Here is a 22,341-nt window from a genome sequence, read left to right as displayed (position 1 = left end):
ATAAGCCATCACAAATAATATTACAATGGTAAATATCATTAAGTTTCAGATTTTCAAGATATAAGAGATTCATAAGAAATTTAAACAGTGGTAAAGAATACAAATTTGCCAACATTAAATATTGTATATTGGTCTAAATCAGAAAATTTTGAAACTGAAATTCAACAAAAGAAAAATTCTCAGAGGTATTGTTATTGCAATCATCTCTATCATTGTATTGGTTATCCTTCTTATATTAAGTTTACGACTTCCTGCAGTACAGAATTACGTAAAAGATAAACTGGTTGTTTATTTAGAGAAAAAAATCAAAACAAAAGTAAGTCTTGATAAAGTTTACATAGGTTTTCCAAACAGTTTGGTGATGGAAAATCTGTATTTGAAGGGTCAAAATATAGATACGTTACTTTCAGCGAGAAAATTAGATGTCGGATTAGATATGTGGCAACTTATGAAATCAAAAGCTGATCTTACTTCGATTGATCTTGAAGGCGTTCGTGCAAATGTGGTAAGAAATCCACAAGGGAAATTCAATTTCGATTATATTATTGATGCGTTTGCCACTTCAGATAAAGAAGAAAGCACTTCAAAACCTTTCATCATTTCTCTTGATAAAATTAAACTGAAAGATATAGGATTGACTTTCAATGATCAGCAATCTAAAAATGACATTAAAGTCTATTTTAATTCATTTGATACAAGAGTAAAAACTTTTGATCTTCAAAACAATTCTTATGCAGTTAATGATATTAATCTTGACGGATTAAAATTAAAATTAAAGCAGGATTTTGTAGAAGAAGTTTCTCAAAATGTTGAAGAAAAAGTAGACTCTCTCAATCAGAAAAAGCCTATGAAATTAGGTTTGAACGGAATTAAACTAACCAATTTCAATATTGATTACGGAGATGACAATTCTAAAACTTTTGCAAAAGTTCTTTTTAAAGAATTAAGCACGAAAGTCAACAGCATTGATCTTGAAAATAACGATTACAATGTTGGAAATGTCTATCTGACCGGAGCAAACATCAACGCAAATCTATTTCTTCCAACGGAAAACGCAAATTCTAAAAAAGACGAAAATCCAGAAGTTTCAACCGTTTCTAAAAAAGAAAAAGCGATGAAAGTTCTTTTAGGAAAACTGGTTCTTGATGATGTGAAAGTTGCTTATAACAATACCGCAGTTGCCCCCACCAAAAGCGGAATGGATTTTAACCATCTGAATTTTGCTAAACTAAATCTTGACGTCAGAAATTTTAAAATGGAAAACAATGGTTTTGCAGGAAGTGTAAAATCAGCAGAAATTCAGGAAGCGAGAGGTTTAAACGTTCAGAAATTCAATACAGATTTTGTGTATGAGGCAGAACAGGCTTATCTGAAAAATCTTTATTTAAAAACACCAAAAACAGTTTTAAGAGACGAAATTATTTTAAATTACAATTCGATTGAGCAATTATCGGCAAATCCGGGAGCAGTAAAAATTTCTGCAGATATTCGTGATTCTAAAATTGGTTTTTCAGATATTTTAAATATAGTTCCGACCCTAAAAAATACGGCTCCGTTTAATAAATATCCAAACGCATCACTCAACATAAATGCTTTGGTAAACGGTACAATTAATGATCTTGCGATTCAAAATCTGAAAGTTTCAGGTTTAGACAAACTAAAAGTTGCTGCTTCGGGAAGAATCAAAAATGCAATGAATCCTGATAACTTATATTATGATTTAAAAATTGCAGAACTCTCTTCTTCCGCAAAAACGATTTATAATTTAGTCCCGAAAAATACCATTCCGAAAAACATCACTTTACCATCTTTTTTCAGCGTAAAAGGAACAGCAAAAGGAACAACGAAAATTGTTGATACTAATTTGCGTCTGAATTCTACATTAGGAAATGCCGGAATTATCGCTAAAGTTGATATGCGAAGAAAAAACAGGGAAATTTTTGACGTAAAAGCCAATCTGCAGAATCTTCAAATAGGTAAATTGATTCAAAATAAAGATTTAGGAAGCATCACCGCACAGATCAATGCAAAAGGACAGAGTTTTGATCCGGAAGTAATGACTGCTCAACTAGCTGGAGCTGTAAAATCTGCTACGTACAAAGGTTATACTTACCAAAATATGAATCTGAAAGGGAAGATCAATCGTGGTGCTTACGATGTTGATTTAAACTCAAAAGATCCCAATGCCAATTTACATCTTGCAGCTTCAGGAGTTTACAACGAGAAAAATCCTACTGTAAAAGTTAATGGAAATATCAATAAACTAGATTTAAACAAATTAGGATTCTACAGTTCGCCAATGATTATTGCGGGAGCAGTTGACGGTGATTTTAAAAGTTTAGATCCGGATAATTTGAATGGATATTTGAATCTTAAAGATTTTGCGATCTCAGATACGAAAGAAGTCTACCCGGTTCAGGAAGTGAATTTGCTGGCGGTTTCTACGGCAGATTCTACCCAAATAAAATTCAATTCTCAGATTGCAGATGTTGAATTGAACGGAAAATATAAGCTGACTCAGATTTTTGGAGCGTTAACACAAACGATCAATCAATATTATCAGTTTCAAAAACCAGGGAAAGTTCAGAGAATTGATGCCGGACAGTTTTTTACCTTTAATGCTAAAATTAAAAATGATGATCTGATCAGAAAATTTGTTCCTGAACTGAAAAGTTTTGAAACCATCAAGATTACAGGAAATTACAACGCAGATTCTCAGAAAATAGAACTTGATGCACAGATTCCACAGGTTTTATACGGTGCAAATACACTTGAAAATACAAGCTTAAAAATTACCAACGAAAACCAGGCTTTGCAATATGATCTAAGTGTTGCGGCCTTGAAAAATGAGAGTTTGGCTTTAAATAAAGTTAATATCAACGGTGACGTTGCTCAAAATATTATCAATTACAATATCACGACAAAAGATGATAAAGATGCTACGCAATTCCTGATTGCAGGAAATGCCAAATCGATGAACGACATTACCGAAGTCTCCTTAAATCCTAATGGTTTAAAACTGAATTACATGGATTGGACGGTTGCTGAAAACAATAAGATTCAGATTTTCAGCCAAGGAATTGTTGCAGATAATTTTACACTTTCCAATGAAGGAGCTGAAATTTCTTTACAGTCTGAAAGCAATTCACCAAGCAGTCCGCTCAATGTTTCGCTGAAAGATTTTAAAATCGAAACGATCACGGAAATCATTAAAAAAGATTCACTTTTGGCCAAAGGAACGATCAACGGAACGGCTCAACTGAGAGATTTAACCAAAAAAATGACATTCACTTCAGACATCAACGTTTCAGATTTAATTGTTTACGGAAGTCCGGTCGGTAATTTAGCCATCAAAGTCAATAACCAGTCTGCGAATCTTCTGAATGCAGATGTAGTGCTTTCAGGGAACAATAATGACGTTAAAATTTTAGGAAATTACAATACTTCTTCAAGTACGTTTGATTTAGATTTAGATATGAATCAGCTTCAGATGAAAACGCTGCAAGGCTTTAGTATGAATGCTATTACCAATACAGAAGGTTATCTTTCCGGAGATTTAAAAATAAAAGGAACTACAACAGCTCCAAAAATTCTTGGTGATGTTAAAATGAATAATGTAGGATTAATGATTTCACAAACCGGAAGTGATTTCAGAAACATTAATGATAAAATAGGATTTACGAACCGGGGAATTGAGTTTGATAATTTCAAAATTAATGACAAAGACGGAAATTCTCTCAACATAGACGGACAGGTTCTTACGCAAACCTACAGAGATTTTGCATTTAACCTCGATTTGGATGCGAAAGATTTTAAAGTTGTAAATTCTGAAAAATCAAACGATGCGATGATGTACGGTATTCTGGCGATTGATGCAGCTTTGAAAGTAAGAGGAAATTTAGATTTGCCTAAAGTTGACGGCAGATTGGCCGTTGCAGAAACTACTGATTTCACTTTTGTTCTGCCTCAGTCAAGTCCGTCTTTACAGGAAAGAGACGGGATTGTCGAATTTATTGACCAAGATCAGATTGCTCTAAATAAAACCATTAAAGCAGATTCTATTGATGCTCAAAGCCAGATCAAAGGATTGGATGTGAATGTAAATATTGAAGTAGACAAAGAAGCGAAAATGTCTATTGTTATTGACAAAGCAGCCGGTGATTTTGTGAAACTTCAGGGTGAAGCAGATTTGACGGGAGGCATTGATCCTTCTGGAAAAACCACTCTGGTTGGTGTTTATTCAGTAGAAAAAGGAAGTTATGAAATGTCTGTAAGTGTTCTGAAAAGAAAATTTGACATTCAGAAAGGAAGTACAATTACCTGGACAGGAGAGCCTACGACTGCGAACCTTGATATCACAGCGATTTATAAAACTGAAACTGCACCGATCGATTTGATCGAGCAGCAAGTCGGGGATGCAGATCTGAACCAATACAAACAGAGAATACCATTTAATACGCTGTTGATTCTGAAAGGTGAACTCATGAAGCCTCAGATTTCATTTGACATTACAACAGATGAGAAAAATAATGCTGTTTCATCTGCTGTCACGGAGACCATTGATGGAAAACTCGCTCAGCTAAGACAAGATCCCAATGAGATGAACAAGCAGGTTTTTGCGTTGCTTTTATTGAATCGCTTCATTGGTGAAAATCCTTTCCAGAAGCAATTCCGGAGTATCCGCAGAGACCATGGCAAGACAGAGTGTGAGTAAAATTCTTTCTCAGCAGCTGAATAATCTGGCTTCAGATTTAATAAAAGGCGTTGATCTTAATTTCGATTTAGAATCTACTGAAGATTATTCTACAGGAACACAAAATACCAGAACGGATCTTAACATCGGTTTAAGCAAAAAATTACTGAATGATCGTCTGAAAGTTTCAGTAGGAAGTAATTTCGGATTAGAAGGCGAGGCGAGACAAAACGAGAACACGACCAATATTGCAGGAGACGTAACCGTAGATTACAGCCTTTCACGGGACGGAAGATATATGCTGCGTGCTTATCGTAAAAATGATTACCAAGTTGCTTTACAGGGACAGATTGTAGAAACCGGTGTTGGATTTATCATCACTTTAGATTACAATCAATTCAGAGATATTTTCCGGAAGTCGAGAAATAATCGAAACAGAGAAAGTCGTGAGAATAAGAAAAAACAAGATAACCAGGTCGTAGAATTTAAGTAATGAAGAATAAGATAAACATCTATTGTAGATATTTTTTAGCATCGGGAATGACTGCGGCTGTTGTTTCGTGCAGCAACACCAAATTTTTAAAAGAAGGACAAATGCTCTATACAGGAGCAGAAGTGAAGATTGAAAATGATACCCTTCCGAAAAAAGAAAAGAAAGCATTAAAAGCTGCTCTTGAAGAAAATTTAACACCAAAACCAAATTCGTCTTTTCTGGGTTTAAGACCTAAACTGTATGCCTACAACGTTACCAAAGAACCGAAGAAGGAGAAAGGAATTCGATATTGGCTGAAATATAAATTTGGAGAAGAACCCGTTTTATTGGGTGATGTTGACCGTGAATTTAATAAAGATATTATTGTCAATTATTCTGAAAACAAAGGATATTTTAATGCCAAAGCGAAGTATGACACCGTCTCAAAAAATAAGAAAGCGCAAGTAATTTATACTTTAAATCCGGGTGCACAATATTTAATCAGTAATGTTAATTTTGTGCAGGACTCAAGTTTAATTAATCAGGAAATTCAGGCTTTAAAAGGTAAAACGTTATTAAAACCGGGAAATCCTTTTGATCTGGATGTTATTAAACTCGAGAGACAGAGAATTGATGATGGCTTAAAGGATAAAGGTTTTTATTATTTCAATCCTGATAATATCATTGTTCAGGCAGACAGCACCGTTAGCAAAGATCATAAGGTCGAGATGATGGTGAAATTAAAAGAGAATACTCCAAAATTGGCGACCGAACAGTTTTCGATTGATAAAGTAGTTGTTTTCCCGAATTATAATCTTCGTGATGCGAAAAAAGGAAAATACAGCATTCCGATGAATCTGGATTCGCTGAAAGGCTATGAATACAATGATATTTATGTCGTTGATCCTGATAAAAAATTCAAACCGAAAATTTTCGACCGTGCTTTATATTTTAATAAAGGAGATATTTATAACAGAAAAGACCATAATTTATCTCTGAACAGACTGATAAGTTTGGGTGTGTTTAAATTCGTAAAAAATGAATTTGTAGTTTCAGATTCTTTAAATCATAAGTTTGATGCTTATTATGTACTGACTCCGAGAGAACTTCAGTCTTTACGTTTGGAAGCTCTGGGAAGAACCAATTCTGCCAATTATGCAGGAAGCGAATTAAACTTAAACTGGACCCAAAGAAATTTTTTCCGTGGAGCTGAACAGTTTAAAGCTTCTGTTTATGGTGCTTTTGATGTGCAAATTGGCGGACCGGCAGATGCTGAAAATATTTTCAGGGCAGGAACCAATGCGCAGTTGTCAATTCCTAGAATTGTTGCTCCTTTCCGTTTTAATTCTTCAAGTGCCTTTGTTCCCCGAACCAATATTCAGATCGGATATGAATTTCAAAACCGAACGACTTTATATACTTTAAATACTTTCAACGCCTCATTCGGATATCAGTGGAAAGAAAATGTAAGAAAAGAGCATGAGCTAAAAGTGATTGATGTTTCATTTATAGATCCTGCTAATGTAACACCGAAATACATTGAAAAATACCAACAAAATCCTTATCTGGCAAGAGTAGTAGAACCACAACTTATTTTTGGTCCTACTTATTCTTACACGTATTCAACCACCATGCTTCCCAGAAAGAATACTTTCTATTACAAAGGAATGCTTGATTTAGCCGGAAACATCACGGGACTTGTAACCGGAGCTAATGTAAAAGAAGATGATCAGAAAACAATCTTCGGAGTTCCGTTCAGCCAATATGCGAAGATTGAAAATGATGTGAGATTCTATCACAAATTTGGTGAAAAAACATCTTTTGCATCAAGATTTATTGCAGGAGTTGCTATTCCTTATGGTAATTCAGAATACATACCTTTTTCTCGACAGTTTTTTGTAGGGGGTAGTAACAGTATCAGAGCATTCCGTGCAAGAACTTTAGGACCGGGAAGTTTTGATCCGAGACCGCAACAGCAGGAGGGTTTTGTGTTTGATCAGGCAGGTGACGTAAAACTAGAACTGAATGCAGAATACCGTGCAAATATTTATAAGTTCCTTAATGTTGCCGTTTTTGCAGATGCAGGAAATATTTGGCTGATCAATGATGATCTCGATGAGAATGGGGTTAATAGAAGACCGGGAGGAAAATTTTCTAAAGAATTTTTAAGCGAAATAGCCGTTGGAGCAGGAGTTGGTTTGCGACTTGATTTTTCAATTCTTGTTTTACGACTCGACTTGGCAATGCCGTTACGGGTACCTTATTATGAAAAAGGCGAAAGATGGGCTTTTGACAGAATCAATTTTGGAGATTCAAGCTGGAGAAGAGATAATCTGATTTTGAATATTGCGATTGGTTATCCATTTTAAATAACTGAAATACTCATCAAAAAATTTTCAAACGTAATATTTAATCATAAAATGATGCTTAAAGAACTCAAATTTTTCTGGGAGACTGTAAAAGAAACATTCAAAGAATGGAATAATTCTTCAGCATCGAACGATTCTGCAAGCTTAGCATATTATGCTATTTTCTCAATTCCGGGATTATTAATTATTATTATCTGGCTTGCCGGGTACTTCTTTGGTGAAGAAGCTATACGTGGACAGATCAGTACACAAATCAGCGGAATGATGGGTGCAGATGCCGCCAAAAGTATTGAAGAGATGATCGCAGGTGCATTGATTGACAAAGAAAATATCTTCATGAAAATTATTGGTATTGGTTCGCTTGTTTTCGGTTCCACTACATTGTTTTTTCAATTACAGAAATCATTAAACAGTCTCTGGGATGTAGAACCAGCTCCCAAAAAGGCTTTTGTGAAATTTTTATTAGACCGTGCCAACTCGCTTGGTATGATCCTTATTATTGGATTTTTACTAATGATCACTATGGTTTTAACACTGATAATCAGTTTGCTTAATAATTTTCTCACCAGATATTTCGGACTCGAAACCTACTATTTGGTGGAGGTCATCAATTTTTCAGTAGGTTTTGTCATTACTGTTTTACTCTTTGCAATGATGTTTAAGGTACTTCCTGATGTGGAAATTAGCTGGAAGTCTGTATGGAAAGGAGCGATCCTGACTTCCGTACTATTTACTTTAGGTAAATTTCTGCTCAGCTTATATTTCAGTGAACTTAAACCTACTTCCGCATTTGGAGCCGCAGGAACTATTATTTTGGTCATGTTGTGGATTAACTATTCGTGTATGATGATTTTTTTCGGCGCAGAATTTACGAAAGTATACACCTACAAAAAAGGGTATAAAATAGCACCATCAAAACATGCAAAATGGAGTAATTCTAAGTTATATAAAGACAGTCAATTAAACATGAAAGTTTAACACTCTGCCTTCACAAATTGAAAAACAATAGTAAATTTTACTTATAAGTATTTTTTTAGATACAATTTCGGCGGCACCAAAGGTGCCGCCGAAAATATTTAATCATGTAAACCCTGAAGGTTTTCTACACATTATTTTTCCAACTGTTTGTAACTTCTCTGGATGAAGTCTGTCAAGTCTTTTCCTTTCAACAAATTTTGAGAAAGCTTAGCCAAATCTAAGGCATATTTAATCAAACTTTCTTTACTTTCAACATCCTCAGTTTTCAGAATTTGATTCGCAAATTCACTGTTAGAATTGACCACCAAATTATACATTTCCGGGAAACCGCCCATTCCGAACATTCCGCCACCACCGGTTGCCTGCATATCTTTCATTCTGCGCATAAATTCGGGTTGGGTAATGGTAAACGGAGCATCTGTACTGTCTAAATCCTCAAGCTGAACCGTGAATTTTGTATCTTTAATAGACTCTTCTACGTTTTTCTTCAGCGTTTCTTTTTCGGTTTCATTTAATTTAGAAATCGCTGGTTCATCTTTCTTAATCAAATTATTGATGTGGTCTGCATCTACTCTTGCGAAGGAAATTTTCTCTTTTGAAGTCTCTAATTTCTGAATTAAATGCGGAACAATCGGCGAATCTAAAAGTATCACTTCATATCCTTTATCTTTTGCAGATTGAATGTAAGAATGCTGCTCATCGGCATTGGTAGCATAAAGGATAACCATGTTACCGTCTTTATCAGTTTGAGACGGCTTGATTTTTTCTTCCAATTCATTCCATAGGAAATAGTTTCCGTCTGTTGTAGGGTACAATGCAAATTTGTCAGATTTTTCGAAGAATTTGTCTTCAGAAATCATCCCGTATTCGATAACGATTTTGATGTCGTTCCATTTTTTATTGTAATCTTCACGGTTTTCATTGATTAAAGAGACCATTTTGTCGGCAACTTTTTTCGTAATGTAAGAAGAGATTTTCTTCACCGCACCGTCGGCTTGTAAATAAGAACGCGAAACATTCAACGGAATATCCGGAGAATCAATCACACCTCTCAACAGCATCAAAAAGTCAGGAACAATTCCTTTCACCTCATCCGTTACGAAAACCTGGTTTTGATATAATTGAATTTTATCTTTTTCAATGTTTAAACTGTTCGCCAATTTCGGGAAATACAAAACTCCCGTTAAGTTGAAGGGATAATCAACATTCAAATGGATGTTAAATAAAGGCTCTTCAAACTGCATAGGATACAACTCGTGGTAGAACGCTTTGTAATCTTCATCTTTCAATTCACTTGGAGATTTCGTCCAGGCTGGAGTAGGATTGTTAACAATGTTATCTACTTCAATCTTTTCTGCAACGGCATCTTCAGCAGCTCCTTCAGGTAAAGGGAGTGTTTCTGTTTTTGTTCCGAATTTAATAGGAACAGGCATGAATTTGTTGTATTTCGTCAACAACTCACGGATTTTACTTTCTTCTAAAAATTCTGTAGAATCTTCGGCGATGTGAAGGATAATTTCTGTACCTCTGTCAGTTTTTTCAGTAGTTTCTTCTAAAGTAAATTCCGGACTTCCATCACAGATCCAGCGAACTGCAGGATTTTCCTCACGATAAGATTTAGTGAGGATTTCAACTTTTTCAGCCACCATAAAAGCGGAGTAAAAACCTAAACCGAAATGTCCGATAATTCCTGAATCTTTCGCAGAATCTTTATACTTATCTAAGAATTCTTCAGCTCCGGAAAATGCAACCTGATTGATATACTTTTCTACTTCTTCAGCGGTCATTCCCAAACCTTGGTCGATGATGTGAAGTTTTTTGTTTTCTTTATCTATTCTGACCTCGATTTTCGGATTCCCGTAATCTACTTTGGCTTCACCGATGTTGGTTAAATGTTTTAATTTTAAAGTGGCATCAGTGGAGTTTGAAATTAATTCTCTTAAAAATATTTCGTGGTCGCTGTACAAAAATTTCTTAATCAGCGGGAAGATATTTTCCACCGAAACATTGATATTTCCTTTTGTCATTTTTTAGATTTTTTAAATTTGATTATGAATTCTCAAAAGGAATACCATTGAACGGAAAGTGACAGATTGGCATTTTAATCTTGGTTTTTATCTATTTTTATAAATCATCTTTAGCCTTATCATAAATTCTGTTACCATTAATTTTGTCAAAATACATTAATTTTACAAAGCAACTGATAACACCATTGTGTTCTATAGATAATTGAATTTGTCCTTTGTCAGTTTCCCAAATTGAATAATATTTACAGTTGTCAAATTTAACTTGATACATTTTAGAACTTTCATCTTCAGGCTGAGAATAGGATTTTGTTACAAATTTTTCTAAAACATCTGACGGTTCTCCATATTTTTCGCTTAGCATTTTTTTTAAATTAAAATAGTTGTCTGAAAGTGATGACCATGTTTCTTTTTCAGGAAATACAACTGCAATTTTTGAAACTAAATCTGCCATTTTTAATGTTGAAACTCCGATATGGCAATCCTTATATCCTGCAAAATCACCTTGCAAGATCGCTTTTCCATCTTCAGTACTCAAATGAGTTAGTCCATTTTTTTTCATCTTGAGAATATAGTCTGCAAGAGTGCCGTCTATCGGAACGTTTTTAAATATAAGATGTTCAGAAGCGTAGTTTTGCGCATTAGAAAATATAAATAAAAATAACGTAATTGAAATTAAAATTTTTGTTTTCATAGTCCCTGTTTTTATATAATACAAAAAAAGACAGCTGAAAGGCTGTCTTCAATATTGTAACCAAAACAAATTATTTTTTGTTGTTGATAATTTCTTCTTTTACTTTTGCTTCAAGCTCTTCAGCCAGTTCAGGATTGTCTTTCAGCAAATCTCTTACACCGTCACGACCCTGACCTAATTTAGTTTCGCCATAGCTGAACCAAGAACCACTTTTCTTTACAATTCCCATGTCAACTGCAGTATCTAAGATTTCACCGGTTTTAGAAACTCCTTCACCATACATAATGTCAAATTCTGCCATTTTAAAAGGTGGAGCAACTTTATTCTTCACAATCTTCACTTTTACACGGCTACCCACTGCTTCATCACCATTTTTAATAGGCGCACTCGCTTTTCTGATATCTACTCTTACTGAAGCGTAAAACTTCAAAGCATTACCACCTGTAGTCGTTTCAGGATTTCCGAACATAACCCCGATTTTTTCTCTCAACTGGTTGATGAAAATCACTGTACATTTTGTTCTTGAAATCGTTGCGGTCAGTTTTCTCAAAGCCTGAGACATCAATCTTGCATGAAGACCCATTTTAGAATCTCCCATTTCGCCTTCAATCTCTGCTTTTGGAGTCAATGCTGCTACGGAGTCAATTACCACAATATCAATCGCCCCTGAACGGATTAAGTTATCGGCAATTTCCAAAGCCTGTTCACCATTATCCGGTTGAGAAATAATCAGATTTTCAAGATCGATTCCTAATTTTCCTGCGTAACCTCTGTCAAAAGCGTGCTCAGCATCAATAAATGCTGCGATTCCGCCTGCTTTCTGAGCTTCTGCGATGGCATGTAAAGTTAATGTTGTTTTACCAGAAGATTCAGGTCCGTAGATCTCAATGATTCTTCCTCTTGGATATCCTCCAACGCCCAAAGCGATGTCTAATCCTAATGATCCGGAAGGGATTACTTCAATCGTAGTGTCAATTGCACTGTCTCCCAAAGTCATCACAGTTCCTTTTCCGTATGTTTTATCTAGTTTGTCAAGCACCAATGCAAGTGCTTTTTTCTTATCGTCTAAATTGCTCATTTCGTATTCTTATAATTATCAAAATTACGGAATTTAAAATTCAAAAGCTAATTTTATTTGTTTCTGGAAATAGTTTTTAGCGTTAAAAAAATGATAAATTTCACCCCTTTTAAAAAGTGAAAATGTTTTATCTAATTTATTTTTATTTTTAAAAATCTAATGAAAATTTGAACTTTGAGTAACTCTCAAATAATCTTCCAAAACTTTTATCTGATCTTTGTTTCCTTTTTTAATTCTTGCTTCTCTGCTTACTGTAGAATCGTATATTTTATTAATAATTCTTTTAGTAACAGGAAATCCTTTCTTAAAAGGAACATCAGGAATCTGAAGTCTTTTGCACACTTCGTGATCTAGTAAATACCAAGTGCAACAAATGTGAAGATAACGAAGATTTTTTCTTTGAAACGTATATTTTAAAATAGGATTTTCAAGTGATTCATTCAGCAAAGAATGGGCAAGCAAAACCGAATCTTTATCGGATGACGGCTGTATGGATGTCCACAAATAAAAAAACTCTGTTGCCTCTTTTTTATCGTTTGGTAAAAGTTCTAAAGGTATTCCCAAAAGATAACCTACATATTTCCAAAGGTGAAAATGACCTTTCTCTTCCTCTTCGGAAATGGTGTTTCCTAATTTGTGAAGACTGTGCAGGAAAACCAAACTGAAACCAATGTATGTCGCCATCATATCCCAGGAATTAATTGGTTCGCCCCAATTTTCTGTATCCCAGTTTTTGTAATGTTTTTTAATAGAAAGTCGTGCGTAAGAATGTATTAATCTGGTTTTAATCGCAAATTCGTAACCTTTTTTATGAATTTCTAATGCGTCATATCTTGTAACATTTACCCAAAAATCTAAAGTTTCTGAAAGTCTTTTTACAGCACCTTTTTTCAGGGCTTCAGTAGCAATCAGTGGTTTGTTGAGATAAGAATAATCGTAGCCGCCAATGAGGCAATAATCCCGGAGAGAAATCAGCGAGTCGATATTGCAGCGCATACAAAGTTCTGCACCTTTTTTTATTAAATTATAATCCAGCCAATCAGGAATCGTCTGGGTTTGACTGAAAAGTTCTTTTACGCTTTCCGGAATTTCATCATTTTCTGAAACTCCTTTTCTGATGTAGTTTTCTATCTCTCGTGATGCTTCACTGTATTTTTTAGTTAAATAAACGTCTTTTACAACCTCGTCACCGATTGCATCAACATGATAAAAGTATTTTGAAAAATTATCAAAGTTTTTAAAGCTCACTTCAGCGCTGGAAAAGTCAATCAGCTGTTTTCCATTGCCATTGGTCCAAAAATCTTTGAAATGTGTTGAATCTTTAAATCTGGGTTGTAAAACTTTTCTTTCCATGTAATGATAAAAGTACGGGTTTTAGGTGGAAATCTTGATGAGATTTGTCAGCTGTGATTTAAGTATTAATTAGTTGATACCTTATTTAGTTTAATACTGTCATTTTTAGAAGCTTTGAATGCAGTATCATTTTGTATCAAAGGCTTACCTAATGTAAAATTTTTATTTTCTGTAGTATCAATCTCTAAATCAACTACTACTTCTCCTACAGTAGTACATTGTTCCTTAGATTTTCCACAGCTTACCAAAAATAAAATCAACGAAAAAAAAGAAAGTGTTATTTTATTAGTTCGAAAACTTACAGGAATATGTTTTAAAAATTGGTTTTTAATATTCAGTGAATTCTCAATATTTAATTGAGAATTGTGAAATCTCCCACAAATTCTTTCATTTTGTTTTTCTTTTAAAATCTCAATAATTTCTTGAGGTTTCTTTTCAGTAAAATCAGTTACGCATTTGTCACATACTGAACAAAATCTTCCTTGCTCTTTTGGTGACATTGAGTCCCACTTTTCAGAACAAGGAATTGGAATGTGTACATTTTTCATCATAACTATTTAAGGTAAACGCATTAAAAAACCGTTCCAGAATTGAAACGGTTTAAATTTATATAAAATTTTAGACTAAGCTAAAACTTCTTTTACTTTGTTTGCAGCTTCTTCTAAAGTAATAGCAGAGTGTACCGGAAGACCAGAACTCGTCAATTAATCTTTTAGCTTCTACAGCATTAGTTCCTTGTAATCTTACAATCAACGGAACAGGAAGACTTCCCATCGCTCTGTAAGCATCTACAACACCCTGAGCAACTCTGTCACATCTTACGATACCTCCGAAGATGTTGATTAAGATTGCTTTTACGTTTGGATCTCTTAAGATGATTCCGAAAGCAGTCTGTACTCTTGCAGCATCTGCAGTACCTCCAACGTCTAGGAAGTTTGCAGGGTTACCACCAGATAATTTAATAATGTCCATAGTTGCCATTGCAAGACCGGCTCCGTTTACCATACAAGCGACGTTACCGTCTAGCTTTACGAAGTTAAGACCAGCTTCACCAGCTTCTACATCTATAGGATCTTCTTCTCTTGTGTCTCTCAATGCTTCAAGATCTTTGTGACGGAACAATGAGTTACCATCCAAAGTTACTTTAGCATCTACAGCGATAATTTTGTTATCAGAAGTTTTTAAAACAGGATTGATTTCAAATAAAGAAGCATCAATTCCTACATAAGCATTGTATAAAGAAGTAATGAATTTTGTAAATTCTTTGAAAGCATTACCTTCAAGACCTAGGTTAAAAGCAATTTTTCTAGCCTGGAAACCTTGAAGCCCCAAAGTAGGATCGATCAATTCGTTGTGGATCAAGTGAGGAGTTACTTCAGCAACGTGCTCAATGTCCATACCACCTTCAGTAGAATATACGATTGTATTTTTACCTTCAGCTCTGTCTAAAAGGATAGAAACATAAAATTCTTTAGTTTCGCTTTCTCCTGGATAATATACATCCTCTGCTACCAATACAGAATTTACCAATTTACCTTCAGCAGAAGTCTGAGGGGTGATCAATTGCATTCCGATGATGTTTTGAGCGTTTTCTTTCAATTTATCCATGTTCGGAGAAAACTTTACACCGCCACCTTTACCACGACCACCTGCGTGAATTTGTGCTTTTACAACCCAAGCCTGAGCTCCGGTTTCAGCAGTCAGCTTTTCAGCAGCAGCTACAGCTTCTTCTACGTTGTTTGCAACGTGACCTCGTTGTATTGCTACTCCGTACTTTGATAAAATCTCTTTTGATTGATACTCGTGAAGATTCATATTATTTTATTATTTATTTAAATTTTAATATTTACAAAGATAATAAATTTGAGTAGATTTTCTATACCCCTAATAAAAGTCATTTTACATTTTACAAAAAATATAAATTACGATTTATTTCAGTTATACATTTTATTATTGATGGTTTTGTTTAAAATTGAAAAATATAGAAAGATCTAAAATTTAAAATTAATATTGATGATAGTATTACTATTATTTAAAATATAAATTATATATTTGCTGTAATAATTGCTATCGGTATTAATAGCTTTCAACTCTAAAGTGATCTGTAAAATGGAATTTCAATTAAAATTTAAAGTCAATGAAAATCTCTATCTCAGAGATCCCGAGAATAGTGAAATAGGAAAAGCTATCGTGAAACATTCGATTGAGTTGATTTATGAGATGGGTTTTGAGAATTTCACCTTCAAAAAGCTGGCGCAGAAAATAAATTCAACTGAAGCAACAGTTTACAGATATTTTTCATCAAAACACAAATTGCTTACTTATATTCTCAATTGGTACTGGTCGTATATTGAGTTTATTTCTAAACTCAGGCTCTCGGAAATGAAATTTCCTAAAGAAAAAATTGAAGTAATTCTGGAGATCATTACTCATCAGAATAAAACGGAAGATAAAGTTGAAGATTATAATCTTTCAAAACTTCACGCAATTGTCATTTCAGAAAGCAGCAAATCGTATTTGGTAAAAGAAGTAGACGAAATTAATAAAGAGTTGGTTTTTAATCCTTTAAAAAGCTTCTGTAATTTTTTTGGCGAAGTGATTTCTGAAGCCAAACCAGATTTTCCTTATCCAAAGTCTTTTGCGAGCACCCTTTTGGAGACTGCACACGATCAGCAGTTTTTTAGTGAGCATTTGCCAAAACTTACAGACAATCATATTGATCAGATCGATCATAAAAAATATGTATTAGAATATTTGAGACACATTACTTTTATTATCATAAAATAACAATTGATGGAAACTACTACGCCCAAACAACACGGTAATAATCTTTTTAAATACGTTACCAAAGAAAAAAAAGATGTTACGAATATCTATTTTTATGCAATACTTAATGGTTTGGTACAGCTTAGTGTTCCGTTAGGAATACAGTCTATTGTAAGCTTTGTAATGGGAGCTACAATGGCAACCTCTATCTATATCCTGATCATTTTTGTGGTCATCGGAACCTGGCTTGTAGGGTATTTCAAATTGAAAGTAATGCAGATTATCGAGAAAATACAGCAGAAGATTTTTTTTGAATTTTCTATTGCTTTTGCAGAAAAACTACCCAAAGTAAACCTAAGTGATACCAGAAAATATTATCTACCGGAACTCGTAAACCGTTTTTTTGATACCCAGAATTTACAGAAAGGAATCTCAAAGATACTTTTGGAAATTCCGACAGCCATTATTCAGATTTTATTTGGCATTCTGCTGCTTTCGTTTTATCATCCCTGGTTTTTGATGTTCGGGGCGCTTGTAATCATTTGCGTGATTATTATTTTTAGATTTACGATGGAAAGCGGAATTCAATCCAGTCTTGAAGAAAGTGAAAAAAAATATGAAGTAGCATCGTGGATTGAAGATATTGCAGCTGCGATCAAAACTTTTAAAATCAATTCTAAAACCGATGTACATCTGTCAGGTGTTGATGAGCGGGTTGTAGATTACCTTAATTTCAGAACTTCCCATTTTCGGGTTTTGGTGGTGCAGTACAAAACGATTATTGCTTTCAAAGTAATTATTACGCTCGTGATGCTGGTAATAGGAACATACCTTTTGGTTAATCAGCAGCTCAATATTGGTGCATTCATCGCAACAGAAATTGTAGTTTTAAGTATTATGGCGGCGGTAGAAAAATTGATCATCAGTTTAGAAAGTTACTATGACGTTATTGCTGCCCTTGCCAAGCTAAATAAAGTGACAGATCTGCCCGAAGAAAACAATGGAGAGATTATTTTGGAAGGTCATCATCAAGGTTTAGAATTAGAATTCAAAGAGGTAAACTTTGCTTTTAATGAGCATCAAAGTATTTTGAATGATATCAACTTTAAAGTTTCTGAAAATTCTCTAACGGTCATCTCCGGAAAATTAGGAGCAGGAAAATCACTTTTACTCAACATGATTACAGGCTTTTACGAACCAACATCAGGATCTGTGCTTTTTGATAAAATACCCCTCAAAAATATTGATAAAACAGAATTGAGAAACCAAATTGGTTTGTATCTCGAGGATATGACCATTATTAAAAGTACGGTACAGGAAAATATTATTTTAGGAAATAAAGATATAAGCCCGGAAAGCATACTCGAACTCGCTGATGAAATAGGAATTGATAATATTTCAAGTCAGTTCAGTGCAGGATTTTACACAGAATTAAGTGAGACAGATACAGAAATTTCATTCAGTTCGAAGAAGAAAATTTTACTGCTCAGAGCATTGTTGGGTAACAAAAGATTACTTGTGTTAGAAGATCCGCTTGATGGGATGAATGACGAATTCAGAAACAAAATGCTTCTGTACCTTAATAAAATTAAAAAAAATACTACCGTCATTATAGCCTCTCAGGATCAAACGCTTATGCAGCTTGCAGATCAGCGTCTTCATCTTCAGAACGGAACTTTAGAAATCGTTTAATCAAAGATTTTAAAAATGAAACTGCAATCATACGACAGAATATATCAGATCAATAAAAAAACAAAGGTAAAAAGATGGTTTCTCTTCATCTTTCTGGCAGGAATCATTGTTCTGTTTTTGCCCTGGACTCAAAATATAAAAGTGAAAGGGAATGTAAGTACACTGTATCAGGATCAGCGACCTCAGCAATTAAATTCTCCTATTCCCGGCAGAATTATTAAATGGAACGTCAAAAACGGAGATTACGTTAAAAAAGGTGACACGTTGATGCAACTCTCTGAAGTGAAAGAAGATTATCTGGATCCTCTTCTGGTACAAAGAACCGAGCAGCAGGTAGATGCTAAAAAAGGGGTAAGAGATTACTATGAAGCGAAAATAGGAACTACAAACAGTCAGCTTGATGCAATCAACTCATCACGAGATCTAAAACTCAATCAGCTGAAAATTAAAATAAGTCAGCTCAATAATAAACTTCAGGGTGAAGAAGCAGAGCTTGCTGCAGCCAATAACGAATTGAAATTAAGTGAAGATCAATACTCCAGACAAAAAAAAATGTATGATGAAGGACTTGTTTCTCTTACTCAGTTCCAGCAGCGAAGTGTATCTTTTCAGAATGCAGCAGCAAAAAAAACATCGGCTGAAAATAAGGTTGCCCAAACCAGACAGGAAATGATGAATGTAAGCATCGAGCAAAATGCCACTATTCAGGATTATACCGAAAAACTGAGTAAAATAGAAGGCGAACGTTTTCAGAGTATGGGACAGATAGAGGGAAGTGATGGTGAAATTGCCAAACTTCAAAATCAGGTAGCCAATTATCGCGCAAGACAGGGTTTGTACTTTATTCTTGCTTCCCAGGACGGACAAATTGTGCAGATCAACAAAGCAGGTATTGGTGAAATTCTTAAGGACGGCGAAAACATTGCCACTATCGTTCCTGATAAAGTTGACTATGCAGTAGAAATCTACATCAAACCTGTCGATCTGCCTCTCATAAAAGAAGGGCAGAGAGTGATGTGTATTTTCGACGGTTTCCCGGCAATCGTATTTTCAGGATGGCCCAATTCCAGCTACGGAACTTTTGCAGGTAAAGTAATTGCCGTAGAAAATAATATTAGCGCTAATGGACTTTTCAAAGCGTTGGTCATAGAAGATAAAAATGAAAAACAATGGCCTCCGAAAATAAAAATAGGAACCGGTGTGCAAGGTATTGCTATTCTGAATGACGTTCCGGTTTGGTACGAATTATGGCGAAACATCAATGGTTTCCCACCGGATTATTATGAAGTGAAAACGGAAAAATCTACAGAGAATGAAAAAGCAAAATAGAGTATGGCTGACCGTTGTGGCAATCTTTCTTTTTCAGTTTTCGTTTGGGCAGGATTGTTTGAAGCTTTCTCATCAGGAATTTCTCGAAATCGTAAAAAGATACCATCCACTGGCATTTAAATACCAACTACAAAATAAAATCGCCGAAGCTGAAATTACCAAAGCCAGAGGAAATTTTGATCCTGTACTTTCTGGTAAGTTGGGCGAAAAAAATATTGATGGTACGAGGTATTATGAACAAAAAAACGTAGAACTGGATATTCCGACCTGGTACGGTATCAACATCAACGGAGCTTACAATTATCTGGACGGAGAAAAACTTAATAACAGCGATACGAAAGGTGGTTTGGCTCAATTTGGCGTTACTGTTCCGCTTGCCAAAAATTTGTTGTATGATAAACGCAGAGCAATGCTGGATCAGGCAAAATTTGCTTTGAAAATGACAGAGGCGGAGCAGATTGTTCTGACTAACGAGTTACTCTTGGAAGCAGAAAATACGTTTTGGGAATGGGTGAAAAACTATGAAGTTTATGATCTTCAAAGAAAAGCGGTACAGATTAATTTTGAGAGATTAGAACTGACAAAAAAAACGTATAATTACGGTGAAAGACCTGCAATAGATACCGTAGAAGCGGTTTCGCAACTTCAGAGTTTCCAGTTGCAGGAAAGAGATGCATATCTTAGTTTTGTTAAAAGTACACAAGATCTGCAGCTTTTTTTATGGAAAGATAATCAGGAATTGTACGAAATTTCTGAGCTCATTTTTCCTTCAACTCGTCTTGATGAGCATAAAGGCTATAACGATTTTGAATTTTTGGTGCAGGACATACAGACGAAACAGCTCAATAATCACGCTTCACTTCAATACTATTTTCAGAAACAAAATATTTTAGAAAGCGAAAGAAGGCTTAAGTTGCAGAACTTTCTTCCCAAAATAGATTTTACCTACAATTTTTTTAATAAAGAAAATTACCGTGCAGAATATCTGCCATTGTTCGATCATAATTTTCAGTACGGCATCAAATTAGAAATCCCTATATTTCTAAGAGAAGCCAGAGCAGACTATCAAATTGCAAAGCTGAAGATTGCACAAAATCAACAGGATGTACAGCTGAAAACGAGAGAAATCAATACAAAAATTGAATCCTACAAGAATGAAGTTTTAAATTACCATCTGCAAATCGAGTTAGCTACCAATAATCTCAAAAATTATCAGAAACTTCTGAATGCCGAAGAAATAAGATACAGCAACGGAGAAAGTTCTCTGTTTCTTATCAATTCCCGCGAAAACAAATTAATTGAAGCTCGTGAAAAAAATATTGAACTAAAAGCTAAATTCCTGAAAAGCTATAATAAATTGAAATGGCTCAACGAGAATTTTAGATTTTAACCAAAAATTTTTTATGATGATAAATTAAATTCTATTTTTTGCAAAATAAAAAATAAGCATCAGCCAGCTCAGAATCATCAGTAATCCTCCAAGCGGAGTAATAGGTCCTAAAAACTTCAAGTTTGCTCCCAGATAATCCTGTAAACTCAAACCATAGATGCTGAATGAGAACAGTATGGTTCCTGCAATCATAAAGATGGAAATCCATTTTTGAGATGAGGTGTCAAACTTTAAAATATAGCCAATAATCAGCAAAAAGAAGGCTGCATACATTTGGTATCTTACGCCAGTTTCAAAGCTTTCCAATCTTTCTACAGATAATATTTTCTTTAAAGCATGAGCTCCGAAAGCTCCCAAGATAACGGATAACATGCCATAAGCGGCACCGAAGATTAATGTTATTGTTTTCATTTTATAATTCTTCTAATTCTAGTTTTAAATATTTTTTCGTTTTATAATTCTGCCAGGTTCCAATAATTTTATTTCTCTGTACATCTGCTTCGACCAAAGCTTTGAAGATCCATTGATTCGTTTCTTCGCTGTAATAGTCGTTTTCTATGATGGAGATGTGATGACCATTTAGTTTTCCATCCCATTGAATGAGTTTTTTATTCTTATTATACCAGTATTTTGCAGAAAAAGAACCGTCCGCATACACCTGATTGATCAAAACTGTGATTGAATATTTTCCGTCAATTTTTCCTTTATACAATTTGTTGTCAAAACTGGTTTTATCAATTTTTCCTGATTCAGACAAAAGGTTTTTTGCGTAAGAGCTCCAATGTTTTTCTAATTCTTTGTAGGAAAATTCGACAACATGACTACCGAGTTCATCCAATGCTCTCATTGCGTGATTAGAACATCTTCCCGCAATAAATCTGATCTTATCTTTTGCAAAATAATATTCAATTCCTTCTAATGTATAATCGGTAAAACAATCTTCATACATAGAAATTTGCTCTGAAACTTCTTCCGATGGGTTTTTCTCCGACTTTAACTGAACAAGAAAATCATTAACCTCTTTTTTGACGTTTTTCTGAATTAAATTTTCAATAGTTTTAACTGATTGAGGTTTAAATAAATCTTTAGCATTGATAAAGTTTCCCGTTCTCAAGTCAAAATTTTTCCAGATTGAAAATCCTTCAGGATAGGCACCAGAAGCTTCTCCGTCGATAGCAATACTCAGAATATTCTTTGGAGTTTCCAGCTTTTCCCAACTGTAAAAATAAACGTAGTTGGAATATGAAGTTTTTCCTGATGAAACCAATTTCGAAGGACTTACCTCTGAGCCGGGAATATATTCAAGCCGATCAACCTGCAGAAACGTATTGATTTTATTTTCTACTAAAGGTTTCTCGGGATAAGAGATCTTTGGGAAATTAAAATCCTCAGATTTGGGCTGCAAGTCGGTTATTTTCACATTTTTCTGTTGTGAAAAACAAAGCGAAGAAATCAGAATGAAAAATAATAAACCTTTTTTCATTATTGAGTTTTAAGATATTT

General features: G+C 34.5%; 13 protein-coding genes and 2 pseudogenes. 7 read left to right on the top strand and 8 right to left on the bottom strand.

Annotated features, from left to right (window positions below):
• The first annotated feature begins 148 nt into the window (after nt 1–148).
• The 3 genes and pseudogenes from ACZZ9T_RS00760 to ACZZ9T_RS00750 all read left to right on the top strand — a co-directional run bounded on the left by ACZZ9T_RS00760 (nt 149) and on the right by ACZZ9T_RS00750 (nt 8,512).
• Nucleotides 149–5,186 (top strand): annotated as a pseudogene (locus ACZZ9T_RS00760) (translocation/assembly module TamB domain-containing protein).
• On the top strand, nt 5,186–7,534 hold the full coding sequence (gene tamL, locus ACZZ9T_RS00755) for a translocation and assembly module lipoprotein TamL (RefSeq protein ID WP_463440522.1): 2,349 nt from the start codon (nt 5,186–5,188) through the stop codon (nt 7,532–7,534). The pseudogene ACZZ9T_RS00760 and the gene tamL overlap by 1 nt, the downstream one beginning before the upstream one ends.
• A gap of 54 nt (nt 7,535–7,588) precedes the next feature.
• The gene (locus ACZZ9T_RS00750) at nt 7,589–8,512 is read left to right on the top strand and encodes a YihY/virulence factor BrkB family protein (protein WP_463440521.1); all 924 of its coding nucleotides are present in this window, start codon (nt 7,589–7,591) and stop codon (nt 8,510–8,512) included.
• Between the two features lie 131 nt (nt 8,513–8,643).
• On the opposite strand, the gene htpG is transcribed toward ACZZ9T_RS00750, so the two are convergent.
• From htpG to sucC, 6 genes and pseudogenes are all read right to left on the bottom strand, one after another.
• Nucleotides 8,644–10,539 carry a molecular chaperone HtpG gene (htpG, locus tag ACZZ9T_RS00745; RefSeq protein ID WP_463440520.1) on the bottom strand — a complete coding sequence of 632 codons (1,896 nt, stop codon included), beginning with the start codon at nt 10,537–10,539 and terminating at the stop codon, nt 8,644–8,646.
• 97 nt (nt 10,540–10,636) lie between these two features.
• Complete coding sequence (locus ACZZ9T_RS00740; protein ID WP_463440519.1) at nt 10,637–11,230, bottom strand: hypothetical protein; 594 nt, start codon at nt 11,228–11,230, stop codon at nt 10,637–10,639.
• Nucleotides 11,231–11,300: 70 nt separating this feature from the next.
• A complete protein-coding gene (gene recA / locus ACZZ9T_RS00735; protein ID WP_463440518.1) occupies nt 11,301–12,308 on the bottom strand; it encodes a recombinase RecA in 1,008 nt (335 codons plus the stop codon).
• Between the two features lie 156 nt (nt 12,309–12,464).
• Complete coding sequence (locus tag ACZZ9T_RS00730) at nt 12,465–13,661, bottom strand: oxygenase MpaB family protein (RefSeq protein WP_463440517.1); 1,197 nt, start codon at nt 13,659–13,661, stop codon at nt 12,465–12,467.
• Nucleotides 13,662–13,726: 65 nt separating this feature from the next.
• Nucleotides 13,727–14,209, bottom strand: a complete 483-nt coding sequence (locus ACZZ9T_RS00725; protein WP_463440516.1) for a hypothetical protein — start codon at nt 14,207–14,209, stop codon at nt 13,727–13,729.
• Between the two features lie 75 nt (nt 14,210–14,284).
• Nucleotides 14,285–15,476, bottom strand: a pseudogene (sucC, locus tag ACZZ9T_RS00720) (ADP-forming succinate--CoA ligase subunit beta).
• A 294-nt stretch (nt 15,477–15,770) separates the two neighbouring features.
• On the opposite strand from sucC, the gene ACZZ9T_RS00715 reads away from it, so the two are divergent.
• Genes ACZZ9T_RS00715 through ACZZ9T_RS00700 form a run of 4 tightly spaced genes read left to right on the top strand, consistent with a single transcriptional unit; the run spans nt 15,771 to nt 20,838 of the window.
• Nucleotides 15,771–16,448, top strand: a complete 678-nt coding sequence (locus ACZZ9T_RS00715; protein WP_463440515.1) for a TetR/AcrR family transcriptional regulator — start codon at nt 15,771–15,773, stop codon at nt 16,446–16,448.
• A 6-nt stretch (nt 16,449–16,454) separates the two neighbouring features.
• Complete coding sequence (locus tag ACZZ9T_RS00710; RefSeq protein WP_463440514.1) at nt 16,455–18,119, top strand: peptidase domain-containing ABC transporter; 1,665 nt, start codon at nt 16,455–16,457, stop codon at nt 18,117–18,119.
• A gap of 15 nt (nt 18,120–18,134) precedes the next feature.
• Nucleotides 18,135–19,448, top strand: a complete 1,314-nt coding sequence (locus ACZZ9T_RS00705) for an HlyD family secretion protein (RefSeq protein WP_463440513.1) — start codon at nt 18,135–18,137, stop codon at nt 19,446–19,448.
• The gene (locus tag ACZZ9T_RS00700) at nt 19,432–20,838 is read left to right on the top strand and encodes a TolC family protein (RefSeq protein WP_463440512.1); all 1,407 of its coding nucleotides are present in this window, start codon (nt 19,432–19,434) and stop codon (nt 20,836–20,838) included. Before ACZZ9T_RS00705 ends, ACZZ9T_RS00700 begins: the two co-directional genes overlap by 17 nt.
• Nucleotides 20,839–20,862: 24 nt before the next feature.
• Here ACZZ9T_RS00700 and ACZZ9T_RS00695 read toward each other — a convergent pair whose 3' ends face one another.
• Both ACZZ9T_RS00695 and ACZZ9T_RS00690 read right to left on the bottom strand, forming a co-directional pair.
• A complete protein-coding gene (locus tag ACZZ9T_RS00695) occupies nt 20,863–21,249 on the bottom strand; it encodes a DUF423 domain-containing protein (protein WP_463440511.1) in 387 nt (128 codons plus the stop codon).
• Nucleotide 21,250: 1 nt separating this feature from the next.
• Nucleotides 21,251–22,321, bottom strand: coding sequence for a hypothetical protein (locus tag ACZZ9T_RS00690; protein WP_463440510.1), 1,071 nt, complete (start codon nt 22,319–22,321; stop codon nt 21,251–21,253).
• Nucleotides 22,322–22,341 lie beyond the last annotated feature (20 nt).

The organism is Chryseobacterium sp. AC417, from assembly GCF_979258215.1.
Note: the sequence above shows the minus strand (reverse complement) of the source record. Positions and strands in the feature narration are given on the sequence as shown.

Coding starts and splice junctions, on each gene's coding strand:
- tamL (WP_463440522.1), top strand. CDS start 5,186: ATGAAGAATAAGATAAACATCTATTGTAGATATTTTTTAGCATCGGGA.
- ACZZ9T_RS00705 (WP_463440513.1), top strand. CDS start 18,135: ATGAAACTGCAATCATACGACAGAATATATCAGATCAATAAAAAAACA.
- ACZZ9T_RS00740 (WP_463440519.1), bottom strand. CDS start 11,230: ATGAAAACAAAAATTTTAATTTCAATTACGTTATTTTTATTTATATTT.
- htpG (WP_463440520.1), bottom strand. CDS start 10,539: ATGACAAAAGGAAATATCAATGTTTCGGTGGAAAATATCTTCCCGCTG.
- ACZZ9T_RS00690 (WP_463440510.1), bottom strand. CDS start 22,321: ATGAAAAAAGGTTTATTATTTTTCATTCTGATTTCTTCGCTTTGTTTT.
- ACZZ9T_RS00725 (WP_463440516.1), bottom strand. CDS start 14,209: ATGAAAAATGTACACATTCCAATTCCTTGTTCTGAAAAGTGGGACTCA.
- ACZZ9T_RS00715 (WP_463440515.1), top strand. CDS start 15,771: ATGGAATTTCAATTAAAATTTAAAGTCAATGAAAATCTCTATCTCAGA.
- ACZZ9T_RS00730 (WP_463440517.1), bottom strand. CDS start 13,661: ATGGAAAGAAAAGTTTTACAACCCAGATTTAAAGATTCAACACATTTC.
- recA (WP_463440518.1), bottom strand. CDS start 12,308: ATGAGCAATTTAGACGATAAGAAAAAAGCACTTGCATTGGTGCTTGAC.
- ACZZ9T_RS00750 (WP_463440521.1), top strand. CDS start 7,589: ATGCTTAAAGAACTCAAATTTTTCTGGGAGACTGTAAAAGAAACATTC.
- ACZZ9T_RS00710 (WP_463440514.1), top strand. CDS start 16,455: ATGGAAACTACTACGCCCAAACAACACGGTAATAATCTTTTTAAATAC.
- ACZZ9T_RS00695 (WP_463440511.1), bottom strand. CDS start 21,249: ATGAAAACAATAACATTAATCTTCGGTGCCGCTTATGGCATGTTATCC.
- ACZZ9T_RS00700 (WP_463440512.1), top strand. CDS start 19,432: ATGAAAAAGCAAAATAGAGTATGGCTGACCGTTGTGGCAATCTTTCTT.